Below are 26,245 nucleotides of genomic sequence, written 5' to 3' on the forward strand. Positions count from 1 at the left end.
GGGGACGGGGCCCGGGCGGGGACGGGTGGTGCGCGCGCCTGGTGACACTGCCGCGCGCCGCTGTCGGCCCGCCGTGTGTCCCTGCCGCGTGCCGCTGTCCGGCGCCGGCGGACCCCGCCGCGTGGCGGGCGAGGCGCAGGGGCGCCGCGGCCCGTCGTGTGAACGCCGGGTGACCCGTACGTCAGGAGGGCGTGGCCGGTCTCCGACCTGCCCGGGTGCGGAGCGCAACGCTCACGGGACGTTCCTCGGCCGGAAAGATCCACGTTGACGCGGCCACGTCCGGCGCGGCGACAACACCCCTATGCGTGTCGTCATCGTGACCGAATCCTTTCCCCCCGACGTGAACGGCGTGGCCCACTGCGCGCTCCAGACCGCCCGGCATCTCGTCGACCGCGGTCACGCCCCGCTCGTCGTGGCGCCGGCCCCCGCGCCGGGGAACAAGCCCGACGCGTCCGCCCCCTGCCCCGTCGTCCACGTCCCCTCCCTCCCGCTCCCCGGCTACCCCCAGGTCCGCGTCGCCCTCCCCAGCCGGCGCCTGACCGCGACGCTCATCGAGCACCGCGCCGACCTGGTCCACCTGGCCAGCCCCTTCGTCCTCGGCGCGCGCGGCATGGCCGCCGCCACCCGGCTCGGCATCCCGTCCGTCGCCGTGTACCAGACCGACCTGCCGGGATACGCCCGCACCTACATGGGCGCCGGCGAGGCCGCCGCCTGGCGGCGCATCCGCTCCGTGCACGCCACGGCCGACCTCACCCTCGCCCCGTCCACCGCCGCCCTGCGCGACCTGGACGAGCACGGTGTGCCGCGTCTGCGGCTGTGGCCGCGCGGGGTGGACACCGCCCGCTTCCGCCCCGACCGCCGGGACGAGGCGCTGCGCCGCGAACTCGCCCCCGACGGTGAGGTGATCGTCGGTTACGTCGGCCGGCTCGCCCCCGAGAAGCAGGTCGAGCTCCTCGCCGGGGTGTGCGGCCTGGGCGGGGTGCGGGTGGTCGTCGTAGGCGACGGACCCAGCCGCCCCGGCCTGCAGGCGGCGCTGCCCGGCGCCGTCTTCCTGGGCCGCCGCACCGGCGACGACCTCGCCCGGATCTTCGCCTCCCTCGACGTCTTCGCCCATACGGGTCCCTTCGAGACGTTCTGTCAGACCGTGCAGGAGGCCATGGCCAGCGGTGTGCCGGTGCTCGCGCCCGCCGCCGGCGGCCCGCTGGACCTGGTCGCCCACGGCCACACCGGGCTGCTCTTCCCGGCCGGCGACGCCACCGCCGTACGGGAGGGCGTGCGGGTCCTGGCCGCCGACGCGGCCCTGCGCTCGGCCTTCGGCGCCGCCGGGCGGGCCATGGTCGAGGGCCGCACCTGGGCGGCCGTAGGGGACCAGTTGATCGGGCACTACGCCGACGTGCTCGCCGCGCGCAGGCCGGTGGTGGCGGCATGACCGGGATCGAGAGCGGCGACGCGACGCCCGGTGGCGGCATGGGTGGACTGCGGATCGTCCGGCTCGCGAACTTCGTGACGCCCGCCTCCGGCGGTCTGCGCACCGCCCTGCGCGAGCTCGGCAAGGGCTACCGGGCCGCCGGACACGACCCCGTCCTGGTCGTCCCCGGCGACGGCGAGAGCGACGAGGAGACCGAGCAGGGGCGGGTCATCACCGTGCCGGGACCCGTACTGCCCGGCACCGGCGGCTACCGCGTCCTCACCGACAAGCGGCGTGTGGCCCGGCTCCTGACGGAGCTGGCCCCCGACCGTCTGGAGGTGTCCGACCGCACGACGCTGCGGTGGACCGGCCGGTGGGCGCGCCGCGCGCGGGTGCCGGCCGTGATGGTCTCCCACGAATCCGCCGACGGCGTGCTGCGCACCTGGGGCCTGCCCGAGGGCGCCGCCCGGCGTGCCGCCGACGCGCTCAACGTCCGCACCGCGCACACGTACGCGCGCGTGGTGTGCACGACGGAGTTCGCCGAGCGCGAGTTCGTACGGATCGGCGCCAGGAACGTCGTCCGCGCGCCGCTCGGCGTCGATCTGGCCGAGCGGCACCCGGCGTTGCGGGACGCGGGCGTGCGGGCGGTACACGCGCGTGCGGACGAGACGCTGCTGCTGATGTGCTCGCGGCTGTCCGCGGAGAAACGTCCCGGCACCGCCCTGGACGCCCTGGAGACGCTGCTCCGACGCGGCCGGCGGGCAGTGCTCGTGGTGGCCGGGGACGGCCCGCTGCGCGCCCGCCTCGAACAGCGGGCCCGGGAGAGGCAGTTGCCCGTCGACTTCCTCGGGCACGTCGCCGACCGCCGGGACCTGGGCGTCCTCCAGGCGTCCGCCGACGTGTGCCTGGCGCCCGGACCCGCGGAGACGTTCGGTCTGGCCGCCCTGGAGGCACTGGCCTGCGGCACGCCCGTGGCTGTCAGCAGGACCTCGGCGCTTCCCGAGGTCGTCGGATCGGCGGGCGCCACCGCGGCCGACCACGGCGAGGCCTTCGCGGACGCCGTGGAGCTGCTGCTGGCGCGGCCCGAGCGGGACCGGCGGGCTGCGGCACGCGCGCGTGCGGAGTGCTTCGGCTGGCAGCAGGCCGTGGACGCGTTCCTCGCCGCGCACGACGTGCCCCTCGCGCCGCGGCCCACCGTGCCGGAGGGCGTGGCATGAGAGCCGTGCGGTTCGCGGCCCTCGGCGACTCGCTGACCGAGGGCGTGGGCGACCCGGTCGGGGGCGTGGGCGACCCGGTCGGGGGCGGGTGGCGCGGCTGGGCCGCGCTGCTTGCCCCGTCCCTGGCCGCGTCGCCCGTGGACTTCACCAACCTCGCGGTCAGCGGCGCGCAGACGCGTGACGTGCTGGAGAAACAGCTGCCGGCCGCACTCACGCTGCGCCCCGACCTGGTGTCGGTCGTGATCGGCGTCAACGACACCCTGCGCCGCACCTTCGACCTCCACGAGGTGGCCGCCCGCCTCGACACCGTGTACGGCGCCCTCAGCCGGCAGGGCGCGACGGTGCTCACCGCCTGCCTGCCCGACCCCGGCGCCATGCTGGGCCTCCCCGGCACCCTCGCCCGGCCGCTGTCCCGGCGGCAGCGCGCCGTCAACGCCGTCGTGCACGCCCTGTCCGAGCGATACGGCACGCTGCACCTGCACGCCGACTCCGGGGAGTGGATCACGGACCGCGCGATGTGGAGCGCTGACCGTCTGCACCCCGGCGAACGCGGGCACCGGCAACTCGCCGTCCGCTGCCACGCCCTGCTGGCCGAGGCGGGCCTGGCGAGCGGTCCCGCGCCCTCGCCCGAGCCGGAACTCCCCGCCCCCACGCGGACGGCGAGCCTGTGGTGGCTGGCCACCGCCGGCACCGGCTGGGTGGCCCGCCGCTGTACCGACCTGCTGCCCCAACTGCTCGCCCTCGCCGCCGACGAACTGCGCCACCGGGCCCGGGGCACCAGCGCCCGCCTCGACCGTCGCACGGCGGCGGCGGTCTCTGCGGCCCTGGCGGCGGTCACGGTGGGGGAGATGGGGGAGGCGGCGTAGCCCGCGCCGGTCCGCCACGTCCCTATGAGAGGCCGACGCTCTCCCCGGGGCGGAGCCGCCGGTACTCGCGGCCCGCCCGCCCGGCCGGCCGCCATGGCGAGCACGTCGTCCAGGCCTTTCAGGCCCCAGTCCTTCAGCAACCCGTCGTGCACCGCGTAGGCATGGCGGGGCGCCATGCGGCGCAGGTAGCGGATCAGGTCGGGCACGGTCAGCCACGGCGCCTGACCGGGCAGCAGGAGGGTCGGCGCGTTGACCACGCGTGAGCGCGTCGCCCGGGTGGAAGACTTCGCCGTCGACCAGGAAGCCGACGTTGTACACGGAACCGGTCGCCCGCCCACACGGAGTTCGCCCGCGGCCGAGGTGATGCCTGGTTGAGGGGAGTTCGGAGTCGGCGGGAGCGACGCGCTACCGACGGGAGTCGGGAGTCCTGCCGAAGTGACGTCCTGCCGCCGGGAGTTCGGAGTCGGCCGGAGTGACCTCCTGCCGCCGGGAGTCCGGAGCCGGCCGAAGCGACGCCCTGCCGGCAGCAGTCCGGAGCCCTTCGCGGCGATGCCCTACCGGCGGCGTACCGCCACGAACCGCACCGGTGTACCCGGCACCGCCTGTGCCGCGGCCGGGAGGTCCGCGGCGCGGACCACGCCGATCACCGGATAGCCACCGGTGGTCGGATGGTCGGCGAGGAAGACCACCGGGCGTCCGTCGGGCGGCACCTGCACGGCCCCCAGCACCATGCCCTCACTGGCCAGTTCACCTGGCCGCGCGCGTTCCAGGGACGGCCCCTCGGTGCGCAGACCGATGCGGTTGCTCGCGGCGGACACCCGGTACGCGCGCGTGGTGAAGACGCGCACCGCCTCCCGTGTGAACCAGTCGTCACGCGGGCCCAGGGTGATCCGCAGCACCAGTTCGTCCGGCGGACAGGGCTGCGGAGCGACGTCCACGCGCGCGTACGGTGCCGTGGCCGGGTCCGTCTCCGGCCCGAGGCGAAGCACCGCGCCGTCTGCGAGCGGCGCGGGGCCGAGCCCCGAGAGCAGGTCGGTGGAGCGGCTGCCCAGGACCGGGTCGACGGCGACGCCACCGCGGACCGCCACATAACTGCGCACGCCGCGCACCGCGGGGCCGACGTCCAGCAGCGCCCCGGCGGGCACCCGCACCGGCGCTCCCCAGGCGGCCGGCCGCCCGTCCACGGTGACCCGGCAGGGCGCGCCGCCGACCGCCACGGTGACCGCGCAGCGCGGCCGCAGGGCGCAGCCGGTCAGCGTCGTCTCCAGGACGGCCGCCTCCGGCACGTTGCCGACCAGCCGGTTGACCAGTCCTGCGGCGGGCGCGTCGAGCGCCCCGGAACGGGGCACCCCGAGATGCGCGTGCCCGGGCCGCCCCCGGTCCTGCACGGTCGTCAGCGCCCCGGCCCGTACGACGGCGAACGCACGGTCCGTCATACGGCACCCGTCCCGTCCACGGGCACGAACCGCACGCGCGTGCCCGGCGCGAGCAGCGCGGCCGGCACGCGCGTGGGGTCCCACAGGACGGCGTCGGTCGTGCCGATCAGCTGCCAGCCGCCGGGGGAGGAGCGCGGGTAGATCCCGGTGTACGGCCCGGCCAGCGCCACGGAACCGGCCGGCACGGCCGTGCGCGGAGTGTCCCGGCGTGGCACGTCGTAGCGCGCCGGCAGGCCCGTGAGGTAGCCGAACCCCGGGGCGAACCCGCAGAACGCCACCCGGAACTCGGCCGCCGCGTGGATCCGCGCCGCCTCCACCGCGCCGACCCCCCAGCGCGCCGCCACCTCCGTCAGGTCCGGGCCGTCGTAGCGGACCGGTATCTCGACGACCTCACGCGCGTGTGCGGGCGCGGGCGGGATCTCGGCGCGGGCCAGCTCGCCGGCCACGCGGTGCGGGTCGGGCAGCCCGTCGAGCAGGACCGTGCGCGCCGCCGGGACGATCTCCCGCGCGGTGAGCAGTCCCTCGGCGCGCCGGCGCACCAGCTCGGCGTGCAGGGCCTCGGCCTCCTGACCGGAGGTCAGCTCGATCAGCAGGGCGTGGTCGCCCACGGGCAGCGTCCTCACGCGAACGCCTCCACCCGCACACCGGCCTCCTCCAGGCGCCGGCGCACCCGGCGGGCCAGCTCCACCGCGCCCGGCGTGTCGCCGTGCAGGCACAGGGAACGCGCGCGTACCGCGATCCGCGCCCCGGAGTGCGCGGCGACCGTCCCGGAGCGGGCGAGGCTCACCGACCGCTCCACCACCGTCTCCGGGTCGGTGATCACGGCGCCGTCCCGGCCGCGTGGCACCAGGGTGGCCTCGTCGGCGTAGGCGCGGTCCGCGAACGCCTCGGTGACGACGGGCAGTCCGGCCTTCTCCGCCCTCTCCAGCAGCCGCGAGCCGGGCAGTCCCAGCACCGGCAGCCCGGCGTCGGCGAGGAGCACCCCGTCGACGACCGCCTGCGCCTGCTCCTCGTCGCCCACCACCCGGTTGTACAGCGCGCCGTGCGGCTTGACGTAGGCCACGCGCGTGCCGGCCGCCCGCGCGAACACCTCCAGGGCGCCGATCTGGTACGCCACCTCGGCGGCCAGTTCGGCGGGCGGCACGTCCATCGCGCGCCGCCCGAAACCGGCCAGGTCCCGGTAGGAGACCTGCGCGCCGACCCGCACCCCGCGTTCGGCCGCCAGCTCACACACCCGGCGCATGGTGGCCGGGTCCCCGGCGTGGAAGCCGCAGGCCACGTTGGCGCTGGTCACGACCGACAGCAGCCGTTCGTCGTCGGTCAGCTCCCAGCGGCCGAAGCCCTCACCGAGGTCGGCGTTCAGGTCGATCGGGGTCATGGATTGCGGGGTCATGGATTGCGGCGTCATGGGTTGCGGGGTCGTGGATTGCGAGGTCGTGGATGGAGCGGTCATGGATTCTTCCCGGATGCTCAGGCCACGCGGTACTGCTCGTCGCGGGCGTCGGTGAGGAACATCTGTCCCGGCGCGTGGGTGAGGGCGAACGGCGGCCGGGAGGCCGTCACCGCGGCCTGCGGGGTCACGCCGCAGGCCCAGAACACCGGGATGTCGTCCGGTTCCAGGCGAACCGGATCGCCGAAGTCGGGGCGGCCGAGGTCGTCGATGCCGAGCGCCGACGGATCGCCGCAGTGTACGGGGCTGCCGTGTACGGCCGGCAGCAGTGCGCTCTCCCGGATCGCCGCCGAAAGGTGCTCCGGCGGCACCGGGCGCATCGACACCACCAGCGGGCCGTGCAGCCGCCCAGCCGGAAGGCACTGCCGATTCGTCGTGTACATCGGCACGTTGCGGCCCTGCTCGATGTGGCGCAGCGGCACACCGGCTGCGGTCAGCGCCCACTCGAAGGTGAAGCTGCACCCGATGAGGAACGACACCAGGTCGTCGCGCCAGTACGCCCGCACATCGGCCGGCTCGTCCACCAGCCGGCCGTCCTCCCACACCCGGTAGCGCGGCAGATCGGTGCGCAGGTCGGCTCCGTCGGCGAGCGCGGTCGTCCAGGAGCCCGCGTCGGTGACGTCGAGGACCGGGCAGGGCTTGGGATTGCGGGTGCAGAACAGCAGTGTCTCGTACGCCCAGTCGGCCGGGACCGAGATGAGGTTCACCTGGGTGTGGCCGGCGGCGACACCGGCGGTCGGGCCGGAGAGCCCGTCGCGGAAACGGGCGCGTGCGGCCGCCGGGCTCCACGCGTGCGCGTGCGGGTCGACGAGGGTGACCGGCCGGTCGTCGAGGGGGAGGGGACGTTCGGCGTGGATGAGCCGCCGGTCCTCGTGGGTGAGGGGCCGTTCGTCGTGGGTGAGCGGCCGGTCCTTGTGGGTGAGGGACCGGTCGTCGTCATCGCCGACGAGGAGGGCTGAGTTGTCGTCCGTACGGCTCACACCAGCTCCTTCCCGCGCGTCTCCGGCAGCCCCAGCAGGGCGACGGCGGCCAGCCCGTAGCCGATCGCGCCGAAGACCAGCGCGCCGCCCACGCCCCAGCTGTCCGCCAGGAAGCCCACCGTGGTCGGGAAGACGGCGCCCACGGCGCGGCCGGTGTTGTACGTGAAGCCCTGGCCGGTGCCGCGCACGGCCGTCGGATACAGCTCGCTCAGATACGACCCGAAGCCGCTGAAGATGGCCGACATGCAGAACCCGAGCGGGAAACCGAGCACCAGCAGCGCGGCGTTGGCGCCGCTCGGGATGTTCGCGTAGACCGCGATGCACAGTGCCGACAGCAGGGCGAACAGCCAGATGTTGCGCCGGCGGCCCAGCCGGTCCGTCAGATGACCGCCGGTGAGGTAGCCGATGAACGCGCCGGAGATCAGGAAGGCGAGATAGCCGCCGGTGCCGACGACGGACAGGCCGCGCTCGGACTTCAGATACGTCGGCACCCAGGTGGCGAGCGTGTAGTAGCCGCCCTGGACGCCGGTCGACAACAGGCCCGCGAAGACGGTGGTGCGCAGCAGGCCCGGCTTGAAGATGGCCGCGAAGGAGCCCTTGTGGGCGCTGCGTTCACGGGCGGCGGTGGCCTGGGGCGCGTCGTGCACCCGGCGCCGTACCCAGAGCACGAGCAGGGCGGGCAGCGCGCCGGTCCAGAACATCACCCGCCAGGCGAGAGCGTCGTCGACGAAGGAGAACACCAGCGTGTACACGATCACGGCCAGCGCCCAGCCGGCCGCCCAAGCGCTCTGCACGGCGCCGAGCGTGCGGCCGCGGTGCCGGGCGCTCGCGTACTCGGCGACCAGGACGGCGCCGACCGCCCACTCGCCGCCGAAGCCGAGGCCTTGCAGCGCCCGGAAGACGATCAGCGTCTCGAAGTCGGGCGCGAAGCCGCAGGCGACCGTGAAGACCGCGTAGGTGATCACGGTGAGCAGCAGGGCCCGCACCCGGCCCACCCGGTCCGCGAGCACGCCCGCGAGGGCGCCGCCGACCGCGGAGACGACGAGGGTGACCGTGGTGAACAGGCCGGTCTGGCCGCTGTCCAGGCCGAAGTACGCGGCCAGCGCGACCATGCTCAGCGGGAGCGTGAAGTAGTCGTAGGAGTCGAGCGCGTAACCGCCGAACGCGCCCGCGAAGGCGCGCCGGCCGCTCGGGCCGAGGGCGCGCAGCCAGCCGAACGTGCCGTCGGCGGAGCCGGGTTCCGGTGCGGCGGAGTGGGTGTCGGCAGCGGCGGCCTGCGGTGGAGGGGTCGTGCTCATGGACACCTCGCAGAGGGGGGACGGGGAAGCGTCAGGAAGAGCCGTGCGCAGCACCGTAGGGGATCGTTCAACGATCCTTCAATACCCCCGTTGTCTCGTCCCTCTATCTGCGCTTGAATTCCGGGCATGGCAGAGCAGCTGGCGTCACTGGCCGACGACCGTGCCCTTCTGGGTCGTACCAGCACGGCCGAACGGGTCTCGGACATCCTGCGGAGCCGGATCGCCGACGGGTTCTTCCCGCCCGGCACCCGGCTGTCGGAGGACAGCATCGGCGGCGCGCTCGGCGTGTCCCGCAACACGCTGCGCGAGGCGTTCCGGCTGCTCACCCACGAGCGCCTGCTCGTCCACGAACTCAACCGGGGGGTGTTCGTAAGGGTTCTGACCGTCGAGGACGTGCAGGACATCTACCGCACGCGCGCGTTGGTGGAGTGCGCGGTCGTACGGGGTCTCGGCGACCCGCCGTACACCCTCGACGGCCTCGCCGCGGCGGTGGCCGAGGGCGAACGGGCGAGTACCGAGAATGACTGGAAATCGCTGGGCACGGCGAACATCCACTTCCACCAGGAGCTGGTCGCCCTGGCCGACAGCGAACGCACCGACGAGGTGATGCGCAGCGTCTTCGCGGAACTCCGCCTGGCCTTCCACGTGGTGGACGATCCACGTCAGCTGCACGAGCCGTACCTGGCGCGAAACCGGCAGATCCTGCATATGTTGCAGAACGGGAACAAAGAGGGCGCAGAGCAGTTGCTGGCCGTGTACTTGCGCGACTCCCTGGACCGGGTGGTCGAGGTCTACCGACGGCGGGTCGGAGACGAGGGCCCCCTTCCCGGCTGACGGCCGGAGGACTCCCCAGGGGCGCGGGGAGCCGCGCGACCAGCCACATCCGGGCCCGCCCCCGAACGACAACCGCACATACCCGGCGCTCCCCGGCGGAGCCGCTCGTTTGGGCTGTTGTCAGACCAAGGACCTAGTCTGTGCACCGTGACTTCGCCTGCATCGACGGACAGTGCTCCGCCCCAGCTCAGCGCGGGGCCGCGCCCCGCACCGGGGCCGGCCGCCGACGAGGGACTGGCGCGGCGGCTGCGCGCGCTCGCCTGCACCGCGCCGATCCACGACCTCGACGCGCGCAAGGCCAACCTCGCCGGTGAGTACTCGGTGTACGGCATGGCGGAGATCGCCCTCGCCGCCATCGACCTCGTCACACTCAACATGGACTTCGACACGGGCGCCGACCACGAGCAGATCGTGGCCCGGCTGATCCCGCGCATCGCCGCCCAGGCCCCGCAGCGCCCGAGCCCCGAGCACGAGCGGGTGGCCCGCTGGGTCCTGGAGAACCTGATCAACGTCGGCAGCGTCGACCGCGGCTTCCGCGTGGTGTACGGCACCTTCGCCGCCGACGGCTCCTACGTCCGCCGCGACTACGACTTCAAGCTGATCGAGGAGGTCCCCGGCCCCGGCGGCACGGTTTATCTGCGCACCACCGACGAAGCCGTCAACGTCCTCGTCGGCGCCCTCGACACCGACGTCACCAGCGCCCAGATCGCCGCCGAGGTCAAGCTGGAGGTCCTGATCAGCCGCGGCCGGCTGGCCGATGCCCAGCTCGCCGCCGAGCAGGCCCGCTACCGGACCGTGCAGTACTCCGAGACGCTGCGCCGCGCCCTGGACGCCACCCGACGCAACGTCCGCGCGGTGGACTGGCTCAACGCCGTACCCGACATGATCGCCGAGGCCCTCGACCACGTCGCCGAGCGCTACCGCCACGAGAACGCGATCCTCACCAACATCCGCAAGGCCCGCGACGAGTCCGAGGATCCCGAGCACAAGCGGCGCGGGGCCGAGCTCGTCGACATCGTCAAGGACTGCATCCGCCGCCACACCCAGCTCCAGTCCCGCCTGCTGGAGGCCGGCCCCCTCTTCCGCGCCGAACAGGACCGGCAGGCCTTCGCCACGCCGCTGACGACATCGGGACTCGACCTGTACGGCCACCTCCTCGCGCCGACCCTGCCACTGCCGCTGGAGCAGGCCACGCGCGTGACGGACGCGTTCTTCCGCCGTGGCACCGGCTTGCGCACGCCGGTGGCCGTCAGGGTCGGCGACCTGGTCGACATCCTGCTGACCCCGCCCGTCGAGCGCGAGCACCTCGGCGCCGAGATGCCCGAGCCCGACCTGGTCGCCACGCCCGACGACAGCCGGTTCAGCGAGGAGCAGATGGCCGCCGCGCAGGAGCTGCTCGACCTGCCGCACGACGCGCCGCGCCGGCTGTCCGGCCTGCTCGCCGAGGCCCGCGGCAAGGATCCCGAGCTGCCGTACCTGGTCGCCCTGCTGGCCGTGCACGCGGCCAGCCCGCCCTTCGGCACGGCCTACCGGCAGGGCGAGGAGAAGCTGCTGTTCGCCGTCGACGACGGCACCGAACTGGACGACTGGGAGTTCGGCGGAGCCGACCTCATCGTCGGCACGGCGCTGCTGGACGCGGCGGGGATGGCCGCGGACCGGACGGAAGCGGCATGAGTGAGTACCGGCGGATCTCGGACTGCCCGCGGGCCCTGGCCTCCCAGCAGGACCCGCACGGCCTGGTGGACCAGCAGGACCCGTACGGCCCGGTGGACCAGCAGGACCCGTACGGCCCGGTGGACCAGCAGGACCCGTACGGCCCGGTGGACCAGCAGGACCCGCTCGGCCCGGTGGACCAGCACGCCCGGCATGACCCGCGCAAGCCGAACTGCCGGCAAGCGCCGCATGATCCGCGCGACCCGGAGGCCCCGCATGTCCCGCGCGACAAGAACGACGCGCACAACCAGCACGACCGGCATGACCCGCACGACCAGCCCGACCCGCACGACCCGCACGACAAGGAGCGACAGCCGTGACCGAGCACGTCGAGTGGAGTGAGCCGGAAGCCGGACCCGCCCCGGCGACCGCCGCCGTCACCCCCGCCGACGCCGCCGACGCGGCCCGGCTCGTCGCCTTCGGGCTGCAGCCCAAACTCCAGCCGGCCCGCGACCAGGAGTACGCCGACCTGCTGCGCCGCTACCGCGAGGACCCGCCCTTCGCCCGGCTCGCCGACGCCGTCGCCGCCGGGCTCGGCCTGGTGGTGCTGGAGGTGTCCCCGCGCGCCGGGATGGCCGTGACCGCCGCCGAGGACTCCGTGTTCGCCGTCCGCATGGGCGACTACGCGCGTCGCGCCTCCGCCGACTCCGGCGACCGCTTCCTGCACGGCCTGGCCCACCTCGCCGTCGCCGCCCTGGCCTTCCCGCGCCCCGAGGACCTCGCCGACGACGGCTACATCGGCCGCGTCACCGTCAACGGCGTCGACGCCTTCGTCCGGCAGGCCTGCCGCCGCCTGGAGGAGCGGGCCGCCGAGCAGGGCGAGAACACCGACCCGGCCGCCGACGCGCCCGGCCTCGAGGCGGCCTGGCGGATCTGGGCCAGACGCAGCGCCACCGGCGCCACCAAGGACGCCCGCCGGCTCGCCGGTTCGACCACCGGCATCGTCGCCAAGGCCGTCGCCTTCCTCACCGACTCCGGGTTCCTGCAGCGCACCGGCGACGACAACGGCGGCACCTACCGCACCACGGCCCGCTACCAGCTCCAGGTGCGTGACATGGCCGGCAGCGCCGCCATGGCCGAACTGCTGGAACTGGGCGTCGTCCCCGTCACCGACGGCTCGCCGACGCTGCTGCCCGCAGAGGAAAGCGACGACCTGGTGGCCGACGCCGGGCTGCCGTTCCACTCCTGACCCGCACCCGCCGAACCACCGCACCTTTTTCGAAGACTGACGAGAGTCCGCCATGTACGAGCTGTCCCGGGTCCGCCTCTACTCCATCGGTCCTGCCGGTGCCCGCTACGCCGACACCGTGCTTGACCTGCGGGGCGTCGGCGAGCCCGTGCCCGATCCCGCGCCCACCCAGGCGGAGTTCTTCGAGGAGGAGCCGGTCGGCCCGCCGCGCCGCCCCGCACCGGCCGGTGTGCTCTTCCTGGAGAACGGCGGTGGCAAGTCCGTCCTGCTCAAGCTGATCTTCTCGGTGATGCTGCCGGGTCACCGCAACACCCTGGGTGGCGCCAGCTCCGGCGTGCTGCGCAAGTTCCTGCTCGCCGACGACTGCGGTCACGTCGCCCTGGAGTGGCAGCACGTGCAGACCGGCGAGTGCGTCGTCGTCGGCAAGGTCAGTGAGTGGCGCGGCCGCCAGGTCTCCAACGACCCGCGCAAGTTCGCCGAGGCCTGGTACTCCTTCCGGCCCGGCCCCGGACTGACTCTGGACAATCTGCCGGTCGCCGAGTCCACCGCGGTACGCCCGTCCGTCGAGGGCCAGTCCGGCGCGCAGGGCCGACGCCGCACCATGAAGGGCTTCCGCGACGCCATCACCGAGGCCGGCAAGGCGTACCCGCACCTGGAGGTGCACTGGGAGGAGATCCACGACCGCTGGATCGAGCACCTCGGCGACCTCGGCCTCGACCCAGAACTCTTCCGCTACCAGCGGGAGATGAACGCGGACGAGGGCGAGGCAGCCGGCCTGTTCGCGGTGAAGAAGGACTCCGACTTCACCGACCTGCTGCTGCGCGCGGTCACCGACACCCGCGACACCGACGGCCTCGCCGATCTCGTCGGCGGCTTCGGCAACAAACTCGGCCGGCGCGCCGAGCTGATCGCCGAACGCGACTTCACCGCCGGCTCCGTCGACCTGCTCGGCCGGATCGTCGAGGCCGCCGACGCCCGCGCACGCGCGCGTGACGTCCACACCGGCGCCGAACGCCGCACCCGCACCCTGGCCCGCCGGCTGACCGCACGGGCCGTGCAGGAGCGCGCCCGCGCCAGCGACCTCGCCCAGCGGGTCACCGCCGCCGCCTACGCCGTCACGCACGCCGAGAGCGCCCGCGAGCGCAGCGCCCTCATCGCGGCCGAACTCGCCTACCGGCACGCCTCCCTGGCGCTGACCGCCGCCGAGAAGGCCGCCGCCGCGCAGAAGCGGGAGCTGGCCGACGCCCGCACCCTGCACGCCGCCTGGCAGGCCGCCGAGGTCGTCCTGCGCCACCGTGCCGCCGCCGACCGGGTCGCCCGCGTGTCCGCGGCGATCCAGGAGGCCGAACGCGACGCCGCGCCCGCGCTGGCCGCCCGCGCCAAGGCCGCCGTGGAGCTCGTCCGCGCCCTGCACGCGGCCGCGGAGAACGCCGAGAACCTCGCCAACGAGGAAGAGGAGCGCTCCGCGCAGCTCCAGGAGGTCAGCGACGCGGCCTACCGGGACTCCACGGCCGCCGCGACCGAAGCGCAGCGCGCCCGCAGCGAGATCGGGCATCTGCGCCAGCGCCTCACCGAGGTCGAGCAGGAGACCGCCGAAGCCGTTCGCGCCGGCTGGCTCGACGACAGCACACCGGACGCCGACCCCGCCCGCGCCGCACTCGCCGCCAGCGACGCCGAGAAGACCGCGGTGGCCGCCTGGGACACCGCCCGCGAGGCCGCCCGCCGGGCCACCGAGCACGCGCGCGAGGCGGCCGCCGCCGAGACCCGCGCCGAACTGACCGCCGCTCGCGCCGCCGACGCCGCCACCGCCGCCGAGCGCTCCCACGACGGCGAGCGCCGCACCGCCGAGGCGCTGTCGCGCGAGGAGCGGCTCGCCGAGCTGCTCGGCCTCACCGACGCGCGCTCCGCCATCCCGCAGCCCCGGCAGGGCGACGGCGACGGCGTCCGCGGGGCCCTCACCCCGGAGGAGCTGGACCGCTGCGCCGACGAGCTGCGCGAACTCCTCGACGACGCCGTCTCCTTCGCCGAACGCCAGCTGTTCGACCTGCGTACGGCCGCCGCCGACGACGCCCGCATCCTGGGCGCGCTCGGCGACGGCGGTCTGCTGCCGCCCGGCCCCGACGTGCTGGCCACCGTCGAGTTCCTCGGCGAGCACGGCATCCCCGCCCTGCCCGGCTGGCGCTACCTCGCCCAGGCCGTCGACCCCGCCGACCACGCGCGCGTACTGGCCGCCCGGCCCGAGCTGGTCGACGGTGTGATCATCACCGACCCCGCCTCGCACGCCCGCGCACGGCAGGCGCTCGGTGACGCGGCCCTGCTGCCCCGCTCGGCCGTCGCCGTCGGCACGGCCGCCGCCCTGCTCGCCCCCACCCCGGCCGCGGAGACGGACACCGGCGACGTGTTCCTCGTCCCGCCGAACCCGGCCATGCACGACGAGCACGCCGCCGACGAGGAACGGCAGGCGCTGCGCGCCCGGGCCACCGAGCGCGACGAAGAGATCCGCGCGCTCGCCGCCCGCCTGGGCAAGGACCGCGAGCTGTCCGCGCGGCTCGCGTCCTGGCGCACCGGTTGCCCCGCCGGACGGCTGGCCGAACTCGCCGAGGCGGCCCGCGAGGCGCGCGCCTTCGCCGAGGAGAGCGAGGCGGAGCTGACCGAGGCCCGCACCGCCCGTGCCGAGGCCGAGGAGGTCGCCGCCGAAGCGGTCCGCGTCCGTGACGAGCGGCAGGAGGCGGCGCAGAAGGCACGCCGCGCCGCCGACGCCCTGGCCGGGCTCGCGTTCCGGCTGCGCGAACGCGCCGGCTGGCAGGCCCGCCTGCGTGAACTCGCCGACGAGGCCACGGAGTCCGAGGCCCGCGCCCAGGCCTGCCTGGAGCGGGCCCGCGCCGCCGACGAGGACCGCCGCGCCGCCCAGCGCGCCGCCGACGACTCCCGCCGCACCGCACGCGCGCTGCGCGCCGAGCGCTCCGAGATCGCCGGCGCCCCCGACGACGTACCGGAGACGGACGGGGACACGCCGAGGGCGTCCCTGCCCGCCCTGCGTGAGGCCTACCGGGCCGCCTCCCAGGTGTACGAGAAGGTCGGCGTCGGCGCCGATCTGCGCGCCGAGCAGGCCCGTGCCGAGAGCGACGAGAGCGCCGCCCGCGCGGAACTGGACCGGCTCAGCAACAAGGTCCGCACCCGCGCCGAGCAGTTGCTGGAGTCCCCCGACGGCTCCGACGGGCCGTCCCGGCAGGCGGCCGCCGCCCGTGCCGAGGAGCTGGTGCAGCTCCTGGAGACCCGTATGTCGAACGCCAGCGAACAGCTCGGCCGGCTGCGCGGCGAGGCCGAACGACACGCCCCCGAGGACGGCGAGGCCCACACCGAACTGCCCGAGGAGATGCTCCCGCGCGACGCCGAGCACGCGCAGGCCCTGCTGCGCACGGCGAGTGCCGAACTCGCCGCCCGTACCGAGGCGCTGGCCGAGGCCCGCGACGCGCACGCCGAACTGCTCCAGGCCCACCGCGCAGCCGAGGACGCGGTCGGCGGCTTCGAGGAACTCGCCGCGATGCTCCGCGACCTGCTGCGCGAACACGCCGCCGAGGAGGAGCAGGAGGAGCCCGAGCCGTACCCCGGCACGCTGGAGGAGGCCCGCCAGGCGGCCGCGGAGACCCGCCGCTCACTGCGCGGCTGCGCCGCCGACCTGTCCGCCGCCGACACCGCCGTCCGCGAGGCGAGCGACATCCTCGTCCGGCACGCCAACTCCACCCGCTACGAGCAGGTCCGCACCCCCGCCCGGCAGCAGATCCGCGAACTGCCCGCCTCCGCGCTGCCCGAGCACGCCCAGAAGTGGGCGGACGCCTTCGCGCCCCGCCTGCGCGTCCTCACCGACGAGCTGGCGCAGCTGGAACGCAACCGCGACTCGATCGTGGACCGGCTGCGCGGTCTGGTGGAGACCGCGCTGGCCACCCTCCGCTCGGCCCAACGGCTGTCGCGGCTGCCCGAAGGGCTCGGCGAGTGGTCCGGGCAGGAGTTCCTGCGCATCCGCTTCGAGGAACCGGACCAGGCGACGCTCACCGAGCGTCTCGGTGAGGTCATCGACGAGGCCACCCGCGCGGCCGTGAAGAAGAACTCCGATCTGCGCCGCGACGGCATGTCCCTGCTGCTGCGCGGGGTGGCGGCGGCGCTGCAGCCCAAGGGCGTGGCCGTGGAGATCCTCAAGCCGGACGCCGTCCTGCGCGCCGAGCGGGTGCCGGTCGGGCAGATGGGCGACGTGTTCTCCGGCGGCCAGCTGCTCACCGCCGCGATCGCGCTGTACTGCACGATGGCCGCGCTGCGGTCCAACGACCGCGGCCGGGACAAGCACCGGCACGCCGGCACGCTCTTCCTCGACAACCCCATCGGCCGCGCCAACGCCACCTACCTGCTGGAGCTGCAGCGGGCGGTGTCCGACGCGCTCGGCGTGCAACTGCTGTACACCACGGGCCTGTTCGACACCACCGCCCTCGCGGAGTTCCCGCTGGTCATCCGGCTGCGCAACGACGCCGACCTGCGGGCGGGCCTGAAGTACATCAGCGTCGAGGAGCATCTGCGGCCCGGTCTGCCCCAGCAGATCCCCGCCGGGGAGGCGGCGCACAGCGAGATCACCGCGACGCGGATGTTCAAACGCCCGGCTCCGACCACCTCTTAGTCCACGCGTACGGCGGGGCGGAACGGCGTCAGGGATGCGACAGCTGACCGGCGCCCCCGCGCCGCCGTATTCGGCTCTGGCCCCGCTCGGCCACCCGTGCCACCCGCCGGGCCCGCCGCCGCTCGCGGCGCAACGCCCGCGCCGTGCTGCTCGGCATCGACACCACGCCGTTGCGCTGGTTCCACACCTGGCGGGTCACCCACACGTCGAGGACGCTCCAAGTGGCCACCACCGTGCTCGCGATGCTGCTCAGCACCATCGGGAAGGCCAGCCAGGACCCGGCCATCGTGCACAGGAAGGCGGCCACGGCCTGTATCAGCGTCACGGCGATGATCAGCACCGCCCGTACGGCGGCCGTGCGCACCGGATCGGGCAGCCGGCGCCGCCGCGCGGGCTCCTCCACCCACAACGGCCGGTACGTCTCCCGGCCTTCGGGAACCGGCCGCCCGGTCGGCCCTTCGTCGGCTCGAGTGCCGGGATCCGGCTGCTGCCGTCCCTGCCACGCCGTCGTGCTTCCCGTCGTGCCGGTGCCAGGCGTCTGGCGCCGCTCCGCCGTGCCCATCAACGTGCCCCTCCCCACCGCCGGTCGAACCGTTCCCCTCGGTGCCGGAAGGTCTCCGGCTCCTTGTCTGGCTGCCCGGCTTGCTCTGCTTTATGCCCCCGGGAGGCGGGATGTGGCTCCTGTGGCGCCTTCCGCCCCCTATTTCCTGTAGAGAAGGACGAACAGGACCGCCCGAAGATTCCCACGCGGCGAAAAAATCCAGCCACTTCCCGTAGTTCGGTACGCCGTCCCGCGGCGGCCGTCCCGCCGTGGTCCGCCGGACAATCTCCCGCAATGCCCGGACACCTCCGCATGTCGCGCCCCCGGTACGGAAGTTCAGGTTCCGGACGGGTCTTCGAGTTACCTCTGCGTCGGTAGTAGGCTCGCGCCGTTTGTTGACGTACATGTGTACCCCCTGCTGATGGGGGTCGAGCTGGGGGAGGCCATGCGCTTTCGCGGGAAGTCGATCCGCCGGAAGATCGTGGCGCTGCTTCTCGTGCCGCTGGTGTCCCTGACCGCGATCTGGGGCTTCGCCACGGTACTCACCGGACGGGAGGCCGGCCGGCTGTTCAGCGTCTCCTCCGTCATGGAGAACGTCGGCTTTCCGGTCGGGGACACCGTCCGCGTCCTGCAACAGGAACGCCGTCAGACCCTCGTCTATCTGGCCGACCCGAGGGCCGCCGACGCGCTGTCCGCGCTGCACCGCACCCGGACCGCCACCGACAAGGCCGTCGCCGAGGTACGCCGCAACGCCGCGAAGTCCGATGTGCGTGAGGACCTCGACGGGGACGACGGCGAGGGCGTCACCGCCGTCCTGGACGCCTTCGACGGCATCGACTCCCTGCGCCGCAGCGTCGAACAGGGCACCGTCACCCGCGCCCAGGCCCTCGACCTCTACAACCGGCTGGTCGACCCGTGCTTCACCCTGCTGTCCAAACTGGACGTCGTCGACAGCGTCGAGATGGACAAGGAGTACCGGGCGCTGGTCAACACCGCCCGGGCCCGCGAACTGCTTTCCCGCGAGGACGCGCTCCTCGGCTCCGCTCTGGTCGTCGGGAAGATCCAACGCGCCGAGACACGCCGCGTCTCCGACCTGGTCGCCCAGCGGGAGGTCCTCTACGAGGTCAGCCTTCCGCAGCTGCCCGCCACGGAGCGCGAACGCTACGAACGCTTCTGGAAGAACGCCACCACCGCACCGCTGCGCACCGCCGAACAGTCCGTCGTCTCCGCGTCCCCCGGCCGCATGCCCGACGATGTGACCGCCAAGGACTGGGACACCGCAGCCGGCACCGCGTTGCGGGAACTCGGCGCCCTCGACGACCAGGCGAGCGACCGCTACCAGGACCGGGTCGAGCCCGTAGCGATGAACGTCATCCTCAAAGCGGTCTTCGCCGCTGCTCTCGGCCTCGTCGCCCTCGTGCTGTCCCTGCTGCTGTCGGTGCGCATCGGACGGGCACTCGTCCGGGACCTGCGCCAGCTGCGCCTGGACGCGCACGAGGCGTCCGGCGTACGGCTGCCCAGCGTGATGCGGCGTCTGTCCGCGGGCGAACAGGTCGACGTCGAGACCGAGGTACCGCGCCTGGAATACGACCGGAACGAGATCGGCGAGGTCGGGCAGGCTCTCAACACCCTGCAGCGCGCGGCCGTCGAAGCCGCCGTCAAGCAGGCCCAGCTGCGCGCCGGCGTGTCCGAGGTGTTCGTCAACCTCGCCCGCCGCAGCCAGGTCCTGCTGCACAAGCAGCTCACCCTGCTCGACACCATGGAGCGCAGGACCGAGGACACCGAGGAACTCGCCGACCTCTTCCGCCTCGACCACCTGACGACCCGTATGCGCCGGCATGCCGAGGGCCTGGTGATCCTCTCCGGCGCCGCCCCCTCGCGGCAGTGGCGCAAGCCCGTCCAGCTCATGGACGTGGTCCGGGCCGCCGTCGCGGAGGTCGAGGACTACGAACGCATCGAGGTCCGCCGGCTGCCCCGGGTCGCCGTCACCGGCCCCGCGGTCGCCGACCTCACCCACCTCGTCGCCGAACTCCTCGAGAACGCAACCGTCTTCTCGCCGCCCCACACCGCCGTCCACGTCATCGGCGAGCGGGTCGCCAACGGTTTCACCCTGGAGATCCACGACCGCGGCCTGGGTATGACCGGCGAGGCCCTGCTCGACGCCAACCTGCGCCTCGCCGAGACGCCCGAGTTCGAACTGTCGGACACCGACCGGCTCGGCCTGTTCGTGGTCAGCCGGCTCGCCCAGCGCCAGAACGTCCGGGTCTCCCTGCAGCCCTCCCCCTACGGCGGCACCACCGCCGTGGTGTTCCTGCCGGACGCGCTGCTGAGCGACGACGTCCCCGACACCAACGGCATCGGCTTCCGCCTGGACCGTCCGCACACCGCCAAGGACACCAAGACGGCCGGCCGGCGCAGGGCGGTCCTCACCAAGGGGCCCGTGCACCTGCCCGGCCTGCCCGCTTCCCTGCTGGACGGGCCGGTGGAGCTGGACGCCCCCGTCGATCTGGACGCGCTCGGCGACCTGCCCGCCGTCCTCGACGAGGACGGCGACGACGCTCTGTTCCGTCCTCGCCGCTCCCTGACCGGGACACCGGACGCCGCTGACGGCCCGCCGGGCGAACCGCGGGGGTCGCTGCGCGGCAGCCTCGGCGCCCACCGCGACCCGGACGCCGCGGACTCCGACGACCGGATGCATGCCGCCGGCGGCCCGGTGCCGCCGCCCCGACGCCAGACCCCCAAGCTCGTCAGCTCGCACGGCCGCCCCGTCGGCGAGCGACGGGCACCGCGGGACGAGGAGGGCCCGGAGCCCGCGCCCCGACAGGGCAGGCGCCCGTCGTCCGACGCGGAGAACCTGGCGCCCCTGCCCACCCGGCGCCGGGGCGGCCCGGCACCGCACCAGCGCGGAACGGCCGACCGCCGTCCGGCCGAACCGGTCACCGCCGCCGCCGCCGCCGACGACCCGGCGGACGTCCCCGCGCTGCCCCTGCGGACGCGGGGCGGCGCCTCACCGTCGAACACCCCGGACCCCGACGCCCGGCGACGGCGCGAACTCACCCGCGGCGGCACGGACGACGCCCCGGAGAGCCGGCCCGCGACGGCGCCGGGCGGCATCGAGCCGGCGGCGACCGGAGCGAGCCCGGAGGGCCAGGACCCGCGGGCGGCGGGAAGCACCGGCCTGCCCGACCGGGCCTCCTCCGGCGAGCGGGACACCACGGGCGCCCCGCCTCCCGGCACACCCGGACAGGCACCCGCCGGCCAGGGCCCGCTGCCCCGGCGGGTGCGCCAGGCCAGCCTGGCACCGCAGCTCAAACAGACGCCGTCCCGAGACTCCCGGCGCCCAGCGGACGAGCCCGAGAACCGGGATGCGGAAGAAGTACGCAGCCGTATGGCTTCGCTCCAGCGTGGCTGGCAGCGCGGCCGCGAGGAGAACGCCGCGGGCGAGAACGCCCAGCGCGGCACAGCACCACAGGGAACCACTAAGGGGGACGGTCGATGACCGCACCGAAGCCGACCGACCGCACGACCAGCAACGGGGAGCTCAACTGGCTGCTCGACGACCTGGTGGACCGCGTCGCGAGCATCCGCAAGGCCATCGTGCTCTCCGGCGACGGCCTGCCGACCGGCGTGTCCAGGGATCTGACCCGGGAGGACAGCGAGCACCTCGCCGCCGTCGCCTCGGGCTTCCACAGCCTCGCCAAGGGCGTGGGCCGGCATTTCGAGGCGGGCAGCGTCCGCCAGACCGTGGTCGAGCTCGACGACGCCTTCCTCTTCGTGACCGCCGCCGGTGACGGCAGCTGCCTCGCCGTGCTGTCCGACGCCGACTCGGACGTCGGCCAGGTCGCCTACGAGATGACCCTCCTGGTCAAGCGGGTCGGTGTGCATCTGGGCACCGCACCGCGCACCGATCTGCCCTCCGGCGGGTAGTGAGAGGTCATGAGCGCAGACGGTCAGGCAAGCAGCCGCTGGTTCGACGAGGAGGCCGGACCGGTCGTCCGCCCGTACGCCATGACGCGCGGCCGCACCACCAGTGCGGCCCAGCACCGCCTCGACCTGATCGCGGTGGTCGTCACGGAATCCGGCGCGGGCGACCCGGAAGCCGATCCCGCGCTGTCCCCGGAGCACGTGGACATCGTGGAGCTGTGCCGCACCACCCCGCAGTCGGTCGCCGAACTGGCCGCGGAGCTCGATCTGCCCATCGGCGTGGTCCGGGTCCTCATCGGTGACCTCGTGCACGCCGAATTCGTCCATGTGAACCGGCCCGTACCGCCTGCCGACCTGCCGGACGAGAGTATTCTGCGCGACGTGATCAACGGCCTGCGAGCGCTGTGAACAGCGCGGAAGCGGGGTGAGGACATGACCGGCTGGCAGTTCTGGGTCGACCGGGGCGGCACCTTCACCGACATCGTCGCGCGCCGCCCCGACGGCCGCCTCCTCACGCACAAGCTGCTCTCCGACACCCCCGCCCTCTCGGCCTCGCGGCTTCGCTCCAGCGGGGGGACGCCGAGCAGCGACGCGGCCGTCGCAGGCGTGCGCACGCTGCTCGCCGGCTCCGCGGACCCGGTGGACGCCGTACGCATGGGCACCACGGTCGCGACCAACGCCCTGCTCGAACGCAAGGGTGAACGCACCCTGCTGGTGATCACCCGTGGCTTCCGCGACGCCCTGCGCATCGCCTACCAGAACCGCCCGCACATCTTCGCCCGCCGCATCGAGCTGCCCGAGCTGCTCTACGAGCGGGTGGTGGAGGTCGACGAACGCCTGGCCGCCGACGGGACCGTGCTGCGCGCGCCCGACCTGGACGCTCTCACCGGGCCCCTCCGGCAGGCGTACGACGACGGGATCCGCGCCGTCGCCGTGGTCTGCATGCACAGCCATCTCCACCCGGCGCACGAACAGGCCGTCGGTGAGCTGGCCGCCCGCGTCGGCTTCCCGCAGATCTCGCTGTCCAGCGAGGTCAGCCCCCTGATGAAACTCGTCCCGCGCGGGGACACCGCCGTCGTCGACGCCTACCTCTCGCCCGTGCTCCGCCGGTACGTGCAGCACGTCGCCGACGAGCTGAAGGGCGTGCGGCTGATGTTCATGCAGTCCAACGGGGGCCTCGCCGAAGCGGGGCAGTTCCGCGGCAAGGACGCGATCCTGTCGGGGCCGGCCGGCGGCATCGTCGGCATGGCCCGGATGTCGCAACTGGCCGGGTTCGACCGCGTCATCGGCTTCGACATGGGCGGCACCTCCACCGACGTCTCGCACTTCGCCGGCGCCTACGAACGCGTCTTCACCACGCAGATCGCAGGGGTCCGGCTGCGCGCCCCGATGCTGGACATCCACACCGTCGCGGCCGGTGGCGGCTCGGTCCTGCACTTCGACGGCTCCCGCTACCGCGTAGGGCCGGACTCGGCGGGCGCGGACCCCGGCCCCGCCTGCTACCGCGCCGGCGGACCGCTCGCCGTGACGGACGCCAACGTCATGCTCGGCCGCATCCAGCCGGCGCACTTCCCCACGGTCTTCGGCCCGGACGGCGACCAGCCCCTGGACGCCGACGTCGTCCGGGACCGCTTCACCGCGCTCGCCCGGGACATCCGCGAGCGCACCGGCGACGACCGCACACCCGAACAGGTCGCCGAGGGCTACCTGCAGATCGCCGTCGCCAACATCGCCAACGCGGTGAAGCGGATCTCCGTGCAGAAGGGCCACGACGTCACCCGCTACACCCTCACCACCTTCGGCGGCGCGGGCGGACAGCACGCGTGTATGGTCGCCGACTCCCTCGGCATCCGCACCGTCCTCGTACCGCCCATGGCCGGCGTGCTGTCCGCGCTCGGCATCGGCCTCGCCGACACCACGGCGATGCGGGAACAGTCCGTCGAGGCCCCACTGAACCCGTCCGCCCTGCCCGGCGTGCACCGGACGGCCGACGACCTGGAGGCCGCGGCCCGCGCGGAACTCCTCGCCGAGGACGTGCCCGAGGACCGCATCCGCGTCAGCCGCCGCGCCCAGCTGCGCTACGACGGCACCGACACCACCCTCTCCGTCGAGCTGACCGAGCCGGACGCCATGCGGCAGGCTTTCGAAGAACGTCATCGCGCCACGTACTCCTTCACACTCGACCGTCCGATCGTCGTCGAAGCCCTCTCCGTCGAAGCCACCGGCATCACCACACCCCCCGATCTGTCCGCCCTCGCCCCGTACGAAGGCACCCCCGCCACCCCCGAGACCGTCCGGCTGCACACCGGCGGTGCCTGGCGTGACGTCCCCCTGCACCGCCGGGAGCACCTGCCTCCCGGCCGCGCCGTCACCGGTCCCGCGATCATCACGGAGACCAGTGCGACCACCGTCGTCGACGACGGCTGGGAGGCCGTCGCCCGCGACGACGGGCATCTGGTCATGGAACGCGTCGCCGTCACGCAGAGTTCCGATGTCGGCACAGAAACCGACCCGGTCCTGCTGGAGATCTTCAACAACCTCTTCATGTCGATCGCGGAGCAGATGGGCGCCCGCCTGGAGTCCACGGCCCAGTCGGTCAACATCAAGGAGCGCCTGGACTTCTCCTGCGCCCTGTTCGACCCCGACGGGAACCTGGTGGCCAACGCCCCGCACATCCCCGTCCACCTGGGCTCGATGGGCACCGGCGTGAAGGAGGTGATCCGGCGCCGCGGTGCCCGGATGCGCCCGGGGGACACCTACGCCGTCAACGACCCCTACCACGGTGGCACCCACCTGCCCGACGTCACCGTGATCACTCCTGTCTTCGACACGCGGGGTGAGCGGATCCTCTTCCACGTCGCCTCCCGGGGCCACCACGCCGAGATCGGCGGCATCGCGCCGGGCTCCATGCCGGCGGACAGCCGGACCATCGAGGAGGAAGGGGTCCTGTTCGACAACTGGCTGCTCGCCGAGGGCGGCCGGCTGCGTGAGCAGGAGACGTACCGCCTGCTGACCGACGCGCCCCACCCGTCCCGCAACCCCGGCACCAACCTCGCCGACCTGCGGGCCCAGATCGCCGCCAACCACAAGGGCGTCGAGGAGGTCGGCCGCATGATCGACACGTTCGGCCTCGACGTCGTCCAGGCCTACATGCGGCACGTCCAGGACAACGCCGAAGAGGCAGTCCGCCGGGTGATCGACGCCCTCGACGACGGGGAGTGCGCCTACGAGACCGACTCCGGCGCGGTGATCCGGGTACGCGTGCGCGTGGACCGCGAACAGCGCGCGGCAACCATCGACTTCACCGGCACCTCCGCCCAGCTGGACACCAACTTCAACGCTCCCTTCTCGGTCGTCAACGCCGCTGTCCTGTACGTCTTCCGCACCCTGGTCGCCGACGACATCCCGCTCAACGACGGCTGCCTGCGCCCGCTGAACATCGTCGTCCCGCCCGGCTCGATGCTCGCCCCCGAGCCGCCCGCCGCCGTCGTCGCGGGCAACGTCGAGACGTCGCAGGCCATCACGGGCGCGCTGTACGCGGCGCTGGGCGTGCAGGCCGAGGGCTCCGGCACGATGAACAACGTCACCTTCGGCAACGACCGGCACCAGTACTACGAGACCGTCGCGTCCGGGTCCGGCGCCGGCGACGGTTTCGCCGGCGCGAGCGTCGTGCAGACCCATATGACCAACTCCCGCCTCACCGATCCCGAGGTACTGGAGTGGCGGCTGCCCGTGCGGCTCGAGGAGTTCGCGGTCCGGCGCGGCAGCGGTGGCGCCGGACAGTGGCGCGGCGGCGACGGCGCGGTGCGCCGGATCCGCTTCGACGCCTCCATGACCGTCTCCACGCTGTCCCAGCACCGCCGGGTGCCGCCGTACGGGATGGCCGGAGGCGAGCCGGGAGCCCTCGGCGCGGGCCGGGTCGAGCACGCGGACGGCACGGTGACCGAACTGGCCGGCCGCGACTCGGCCGACGTCGTACCCGGCGACGTACTCGTCATCGAAACCCCCGGCGGAGGAGGCTACGGCCCGCCGCCGGACGCACCCCATCGAGCAGGAGAAGGAACCGATGATCTTCGGGCGCTCTGAACGCGGCAAGCCCCCGGTCGAGCCCGTCACGCTCAAGATCCTCGTGGCCGGCGGCTTCGGCGTGGGCAAGACCACCCTGGTCGGCGCGGTCAGCGAGATCAGACCGCTGCGCACCGAGGAACTGCTCACCGAGGCGGGACGCCCCGTGGACGACACGCGAGGAGTGGAGAGCAAGCACACCACGACCGTCGCGATGGACTTCGGGCGCATCACCCTCCGCGAGGACCTGGTGCTCTACCTCTTCGGCACGCCCGGCCAGGAACGCTTCTGGTTCATGTGGGACGAGCTGTCGGAGGGCGCGCTCGGCGCGGTCGTCCTCGCGGACACGCGCCGCCTGGAGGACTGCTTCGCCGCCGTCGACTACTTCGAGCGCCGCTCCATCCCGTTCGTCGTCGGCGTCAACTGCTTCGAGGGCGCCGCACGGTATCCGGCCGACGACGTCCGCGCGGCGCTGGACCTGGACGACGCGGTCCCGGTCGTGCTGTGCGACGCCCGCGACCGCGCGTCGGTCAAGGACGTGCTGATCGGCGTCGTCCAGCACGCCATGGCGTACACGGCCGAACACCGCCGGGCCGTCACCACCTGACGCACGGACGCGGCTCGTACCCCCGCCGACCGAGGTACGAGCCGCGCGACC

19 protein-coding genes are annotated in these 26,245 nt (G+C 74.0%); 13 read left to right on the top strand and 6 right to left on the bottom strand.

Annotated features, from left to right (window positions below):
• Positions 1-301 precede the first annotated feature (301 nt).
• The 3 genes from AC0B9F_RS34480 to AC0B9F_RS34490 are packed head-to-tail and all read left to right on the top strand — an operon-like array spanning position 302 to position 3,491.
• Positions 302-1,429, top strand: coding sequence for a glycosyltransferase family 4 protein (locus AC0B9F_RS34480; protein ID WP_472009254.1), 1,128 nt, complete (start codon positions 302-304; stop codon positions 1,427-1,429).
• On the top strand, positions 1,426-2,625 hold the full coding sequence (locus AC0B9F_RS34485) for a glycosyltransferase (protein ID WP_472009255.1): 1,200 nt from the start codon (positions 1,426-1,428) through the stop codon (positions 2,623-2,625). The genes AC0B9F_RS34480 and AC0B9F_RS34485 overlap by 4 nt, the downstream gene beginning before the upstream one ends.
• Complete coding sequence (locus AC0B9F_RS34490; RefSeq protein ID WP_472009256.1) at positions 2,622-3,491, top strand: SGNH/GDSL hydrolase family protein; 870 nt, start codon at positions 2,622-2,624, stop codon at positions 3,489-3,491. The genes AC0B9F_RS34485 and AC0B9F_RS34490 overlap by 4 nt, the downstream gene beginning before the upstream one ends.
• A gap of 554 nt (positions 3,492-4,045) precedes the next feature.
• Here AC0B9F_RS34490 and AC0B9F_RS34495 read toward each other — a convergent pair.
• From AC0B9F_RS34495 to AC0B9F_RS34515, 5 genes are all read right to left on the bottom strand, one after another.
• Entirely contained in the window at positions 4,046-4,927 is an 882-nt protein-coding gene (locus tag AC0B9F_RS34495; RefSeq protein ID WP_472009257.1) for a 5-oxoprolinase subunit C family protein, read from the bottom strand.
• Positions 4,924-5,550 (bottom strand): 5-oxoprolinase subunit B family protein, encoded by a 627-nt coding sequence (locus AC0B9F_RS34500; protein WP_472009259.1) that lies wholly within the window; start codon positions 5,548-5,550, stop codon positions 4,924-4,926. Before AC0B9F_RS34500 ends, AC0B9F_RS34495 begins: the two co-directional genes overlap by 4 nt.
• Positions 5,547-6,305, bottom strand: coding sequence for a LamB/YcsF family protein (locus AC0B9F_RS34505; RefSeq protein ID WP_472009261.1), 759 nt, complete (start codon positions 6,303-6,305; stop codon positions 5,547-5,549). The genes AC0B9F_RS34500 and AC0B9F_RS34505 overlap by 4 nt, the downstream gene beginning before the upstream one ends.
• A gap of 92 nt (positions 6,306-6,397) precedes the next feature.
• Positions 6,398-7,234, bottom strand: a complete 837-nt coding sequence (locus AC0B9F_RS34510; RefSeq protein ID WP_472009295.1) for a putative hydro-lyase — start codon at positions 7,232-7,234, stop codon at positions 6,398-6,400.
• Positions 7,235-7,353: 119 nt separating this feature from the next.
• Complete coding sequence (locus tag AC0B9F_RS34515) at positions 7,354-8,655, bottom strand: MFS transporter (RefSeq protein WP_472009263.1); 1,302 nt, start codon at positions 8,653-8,655, stop codon at positions 7,354-7,356.
• A 126-nt stretch (positions 8,656-8,781) separates the two neighbouring features.
• Between AC0B9F_RS34515 and AC0B9F_RS34520 the strand changes: the two genes are divergently transcribed.
• The 5 genes from AC0B9F_RS34520 (at position 8,782) to AC0B9F_RS34540 (ending at position 17,057) form a co-directional block, all read left to right on the top strand.
• Positions 8,782-9,489 (top strand): GntR family transcriptional regulator, encoded by a 708-nt coding sequence (locus AC0B9F_RS34520; protein ID WP_472009265.1) that lies wholly within the window; start codon positions 8,782-8,784, stop codon positions 9,487-9,489.
• Between the two features lie 147 nt (positions 9,490-9,636).
• Positions 9,637-11,163, top strand: coding sequence for a hypothetical protein (locus AC0B9F_RS34525; protein WP_472009267.1), 1,527 nt, complete (start codon positions 9,637-9,639; stop codon positions 11,161-11,163).
• Complete coding sequence (locus tag AC0B9F_RS34530) at positions 11,160-11,522, top strand: hypothetical protein (protein ID WP_472009269.1); 363 nt, start codon at positions 11,160-11,162, stop codon at positions 11,520-11,522. Before AC0B9F_RS34525 ends, AC0B9F_RS34530 begins: the two co-directional genes overlap by 4 nt.
• Positions 11,519-12,391 (top strand): hypothetical protein, encoded by an 873-nt coding sequence (locus AC0B9F_RS34535; protein WP_472009271.1) that lies wholly within the window; start codon positions 11,519-11,521, stop codon positions 12,389-12,391. Before AC0B9F_RS34530 ends, AC0B9F_RS34535 begins: the two co-directional genes overlap by 4 nt.
• 52 nt (positions 12,392-12,443) lie before the next feature.
• Positions 12,444-17,057 (top strand): hypothetical protein, encoded by a 4,614-nt coding sequence (locus AC0B9F_RS34540; RefSeq protein WP_472009273.1) that lies wholly within the window; start codon positions 12,444-12,446, stop codon positions 17,055-17,057.
• Between the two features lie 28 nt (positions 17,058-17,085).
• On the opposite strand, the gene AC0B9F_RS34545 is transcribed toward AC0B9F_RS34540, so the two are convergent.
• Positions 17,086-17,619 carry a hypothetical protein gene (locus AC0B9F_RS34545; protein ID WP_472009275.1) on the bottom strand — a complete coding sequence of 178 codons (534 nt, stop codon included), beginning with the start codon at positions 17,617-17,619 and terminating at the stop codon, positions 17,086-17,088.
• 424 nt (positions 17,620-18,043) lie between these two features.
• On the opposite strand from AC0B9F_RS34545, the gene AC0B9F_RS34550 reads away from it, so the two are divergent.
• From AC0B9F_RS34550 to AC0B9F_RS34570, 5 genes are read left to right on the top strand one after another with little or no spacing between them, the layout of a single operon-like run.
• Positions 18,044-21,097, top strand: coding sequence for a sensor histidine kinase (locus AC0B9F_RS34550; protein WP_472009297.1), 3,054 nt, complete (start codon positions 18,044-18,046; stop codon positions 21,095-21,097).
• Complete coding sequence (locus tag AC0B9F_RS34555) at positions 21,094-21,525, top strand: roadblock/LC7 domain-containing protein (protein ID WP_472009277.1); 432 nt, start codon at positions 21,094-21,096, stop codon at positions 21,523-21,525. The genes AC0B9F_RS34550 and AC0B9F_RS34555 overlap by 4 nt, the downstream gene beginning before the upstream one ends.
• A 9-nt stretch (positions 21,526-21,534) precedes the next feature.
• Complete coding sequence (locus tag AC0B9F_RS34560) at positions 21,535-21,930, top strand: DUF742 domain-containing protein (RefSeq protein ID WP_472009278.1); 396 nt, start codon at positions 21,535-21,537, stop codon at positions 21,928-21,930.
• 24 nt (positions 21,931-21,954) lie between these two features.
• Positions 21,955-25,608, top strand: coding sequence for a hydantoinase B/oxoprolinase family protein (locus AC0B9F_RS34565; RefSeq protein ID WP_472009279.1), 3,654 nt, complete (start codon positions 21,955-21,957; stop codon positions 25,606-25,608).
• Positions 25,589-26,194: a GTP-binding protein gene (locus AC0B9F_RS34570; RefSeq protein WP_472009280.1), complete on the top strand. Its 606-nt coding sequence runs from the start codon at positions 25,589-25,591 to the stop codon at positions 26,192-26,194. Before AC0B9F_RS34565 ends, AC0B9F_RS34570 begins: the two co-directional genes overlap by 20 nt.
• The last annotated feature ends 51 nt before the right edge of the window (positions 26,195-26,245 follow it).

It is taken from the genome of Streptomyces sp. NPDC097129, assembly GCF_055668065.1.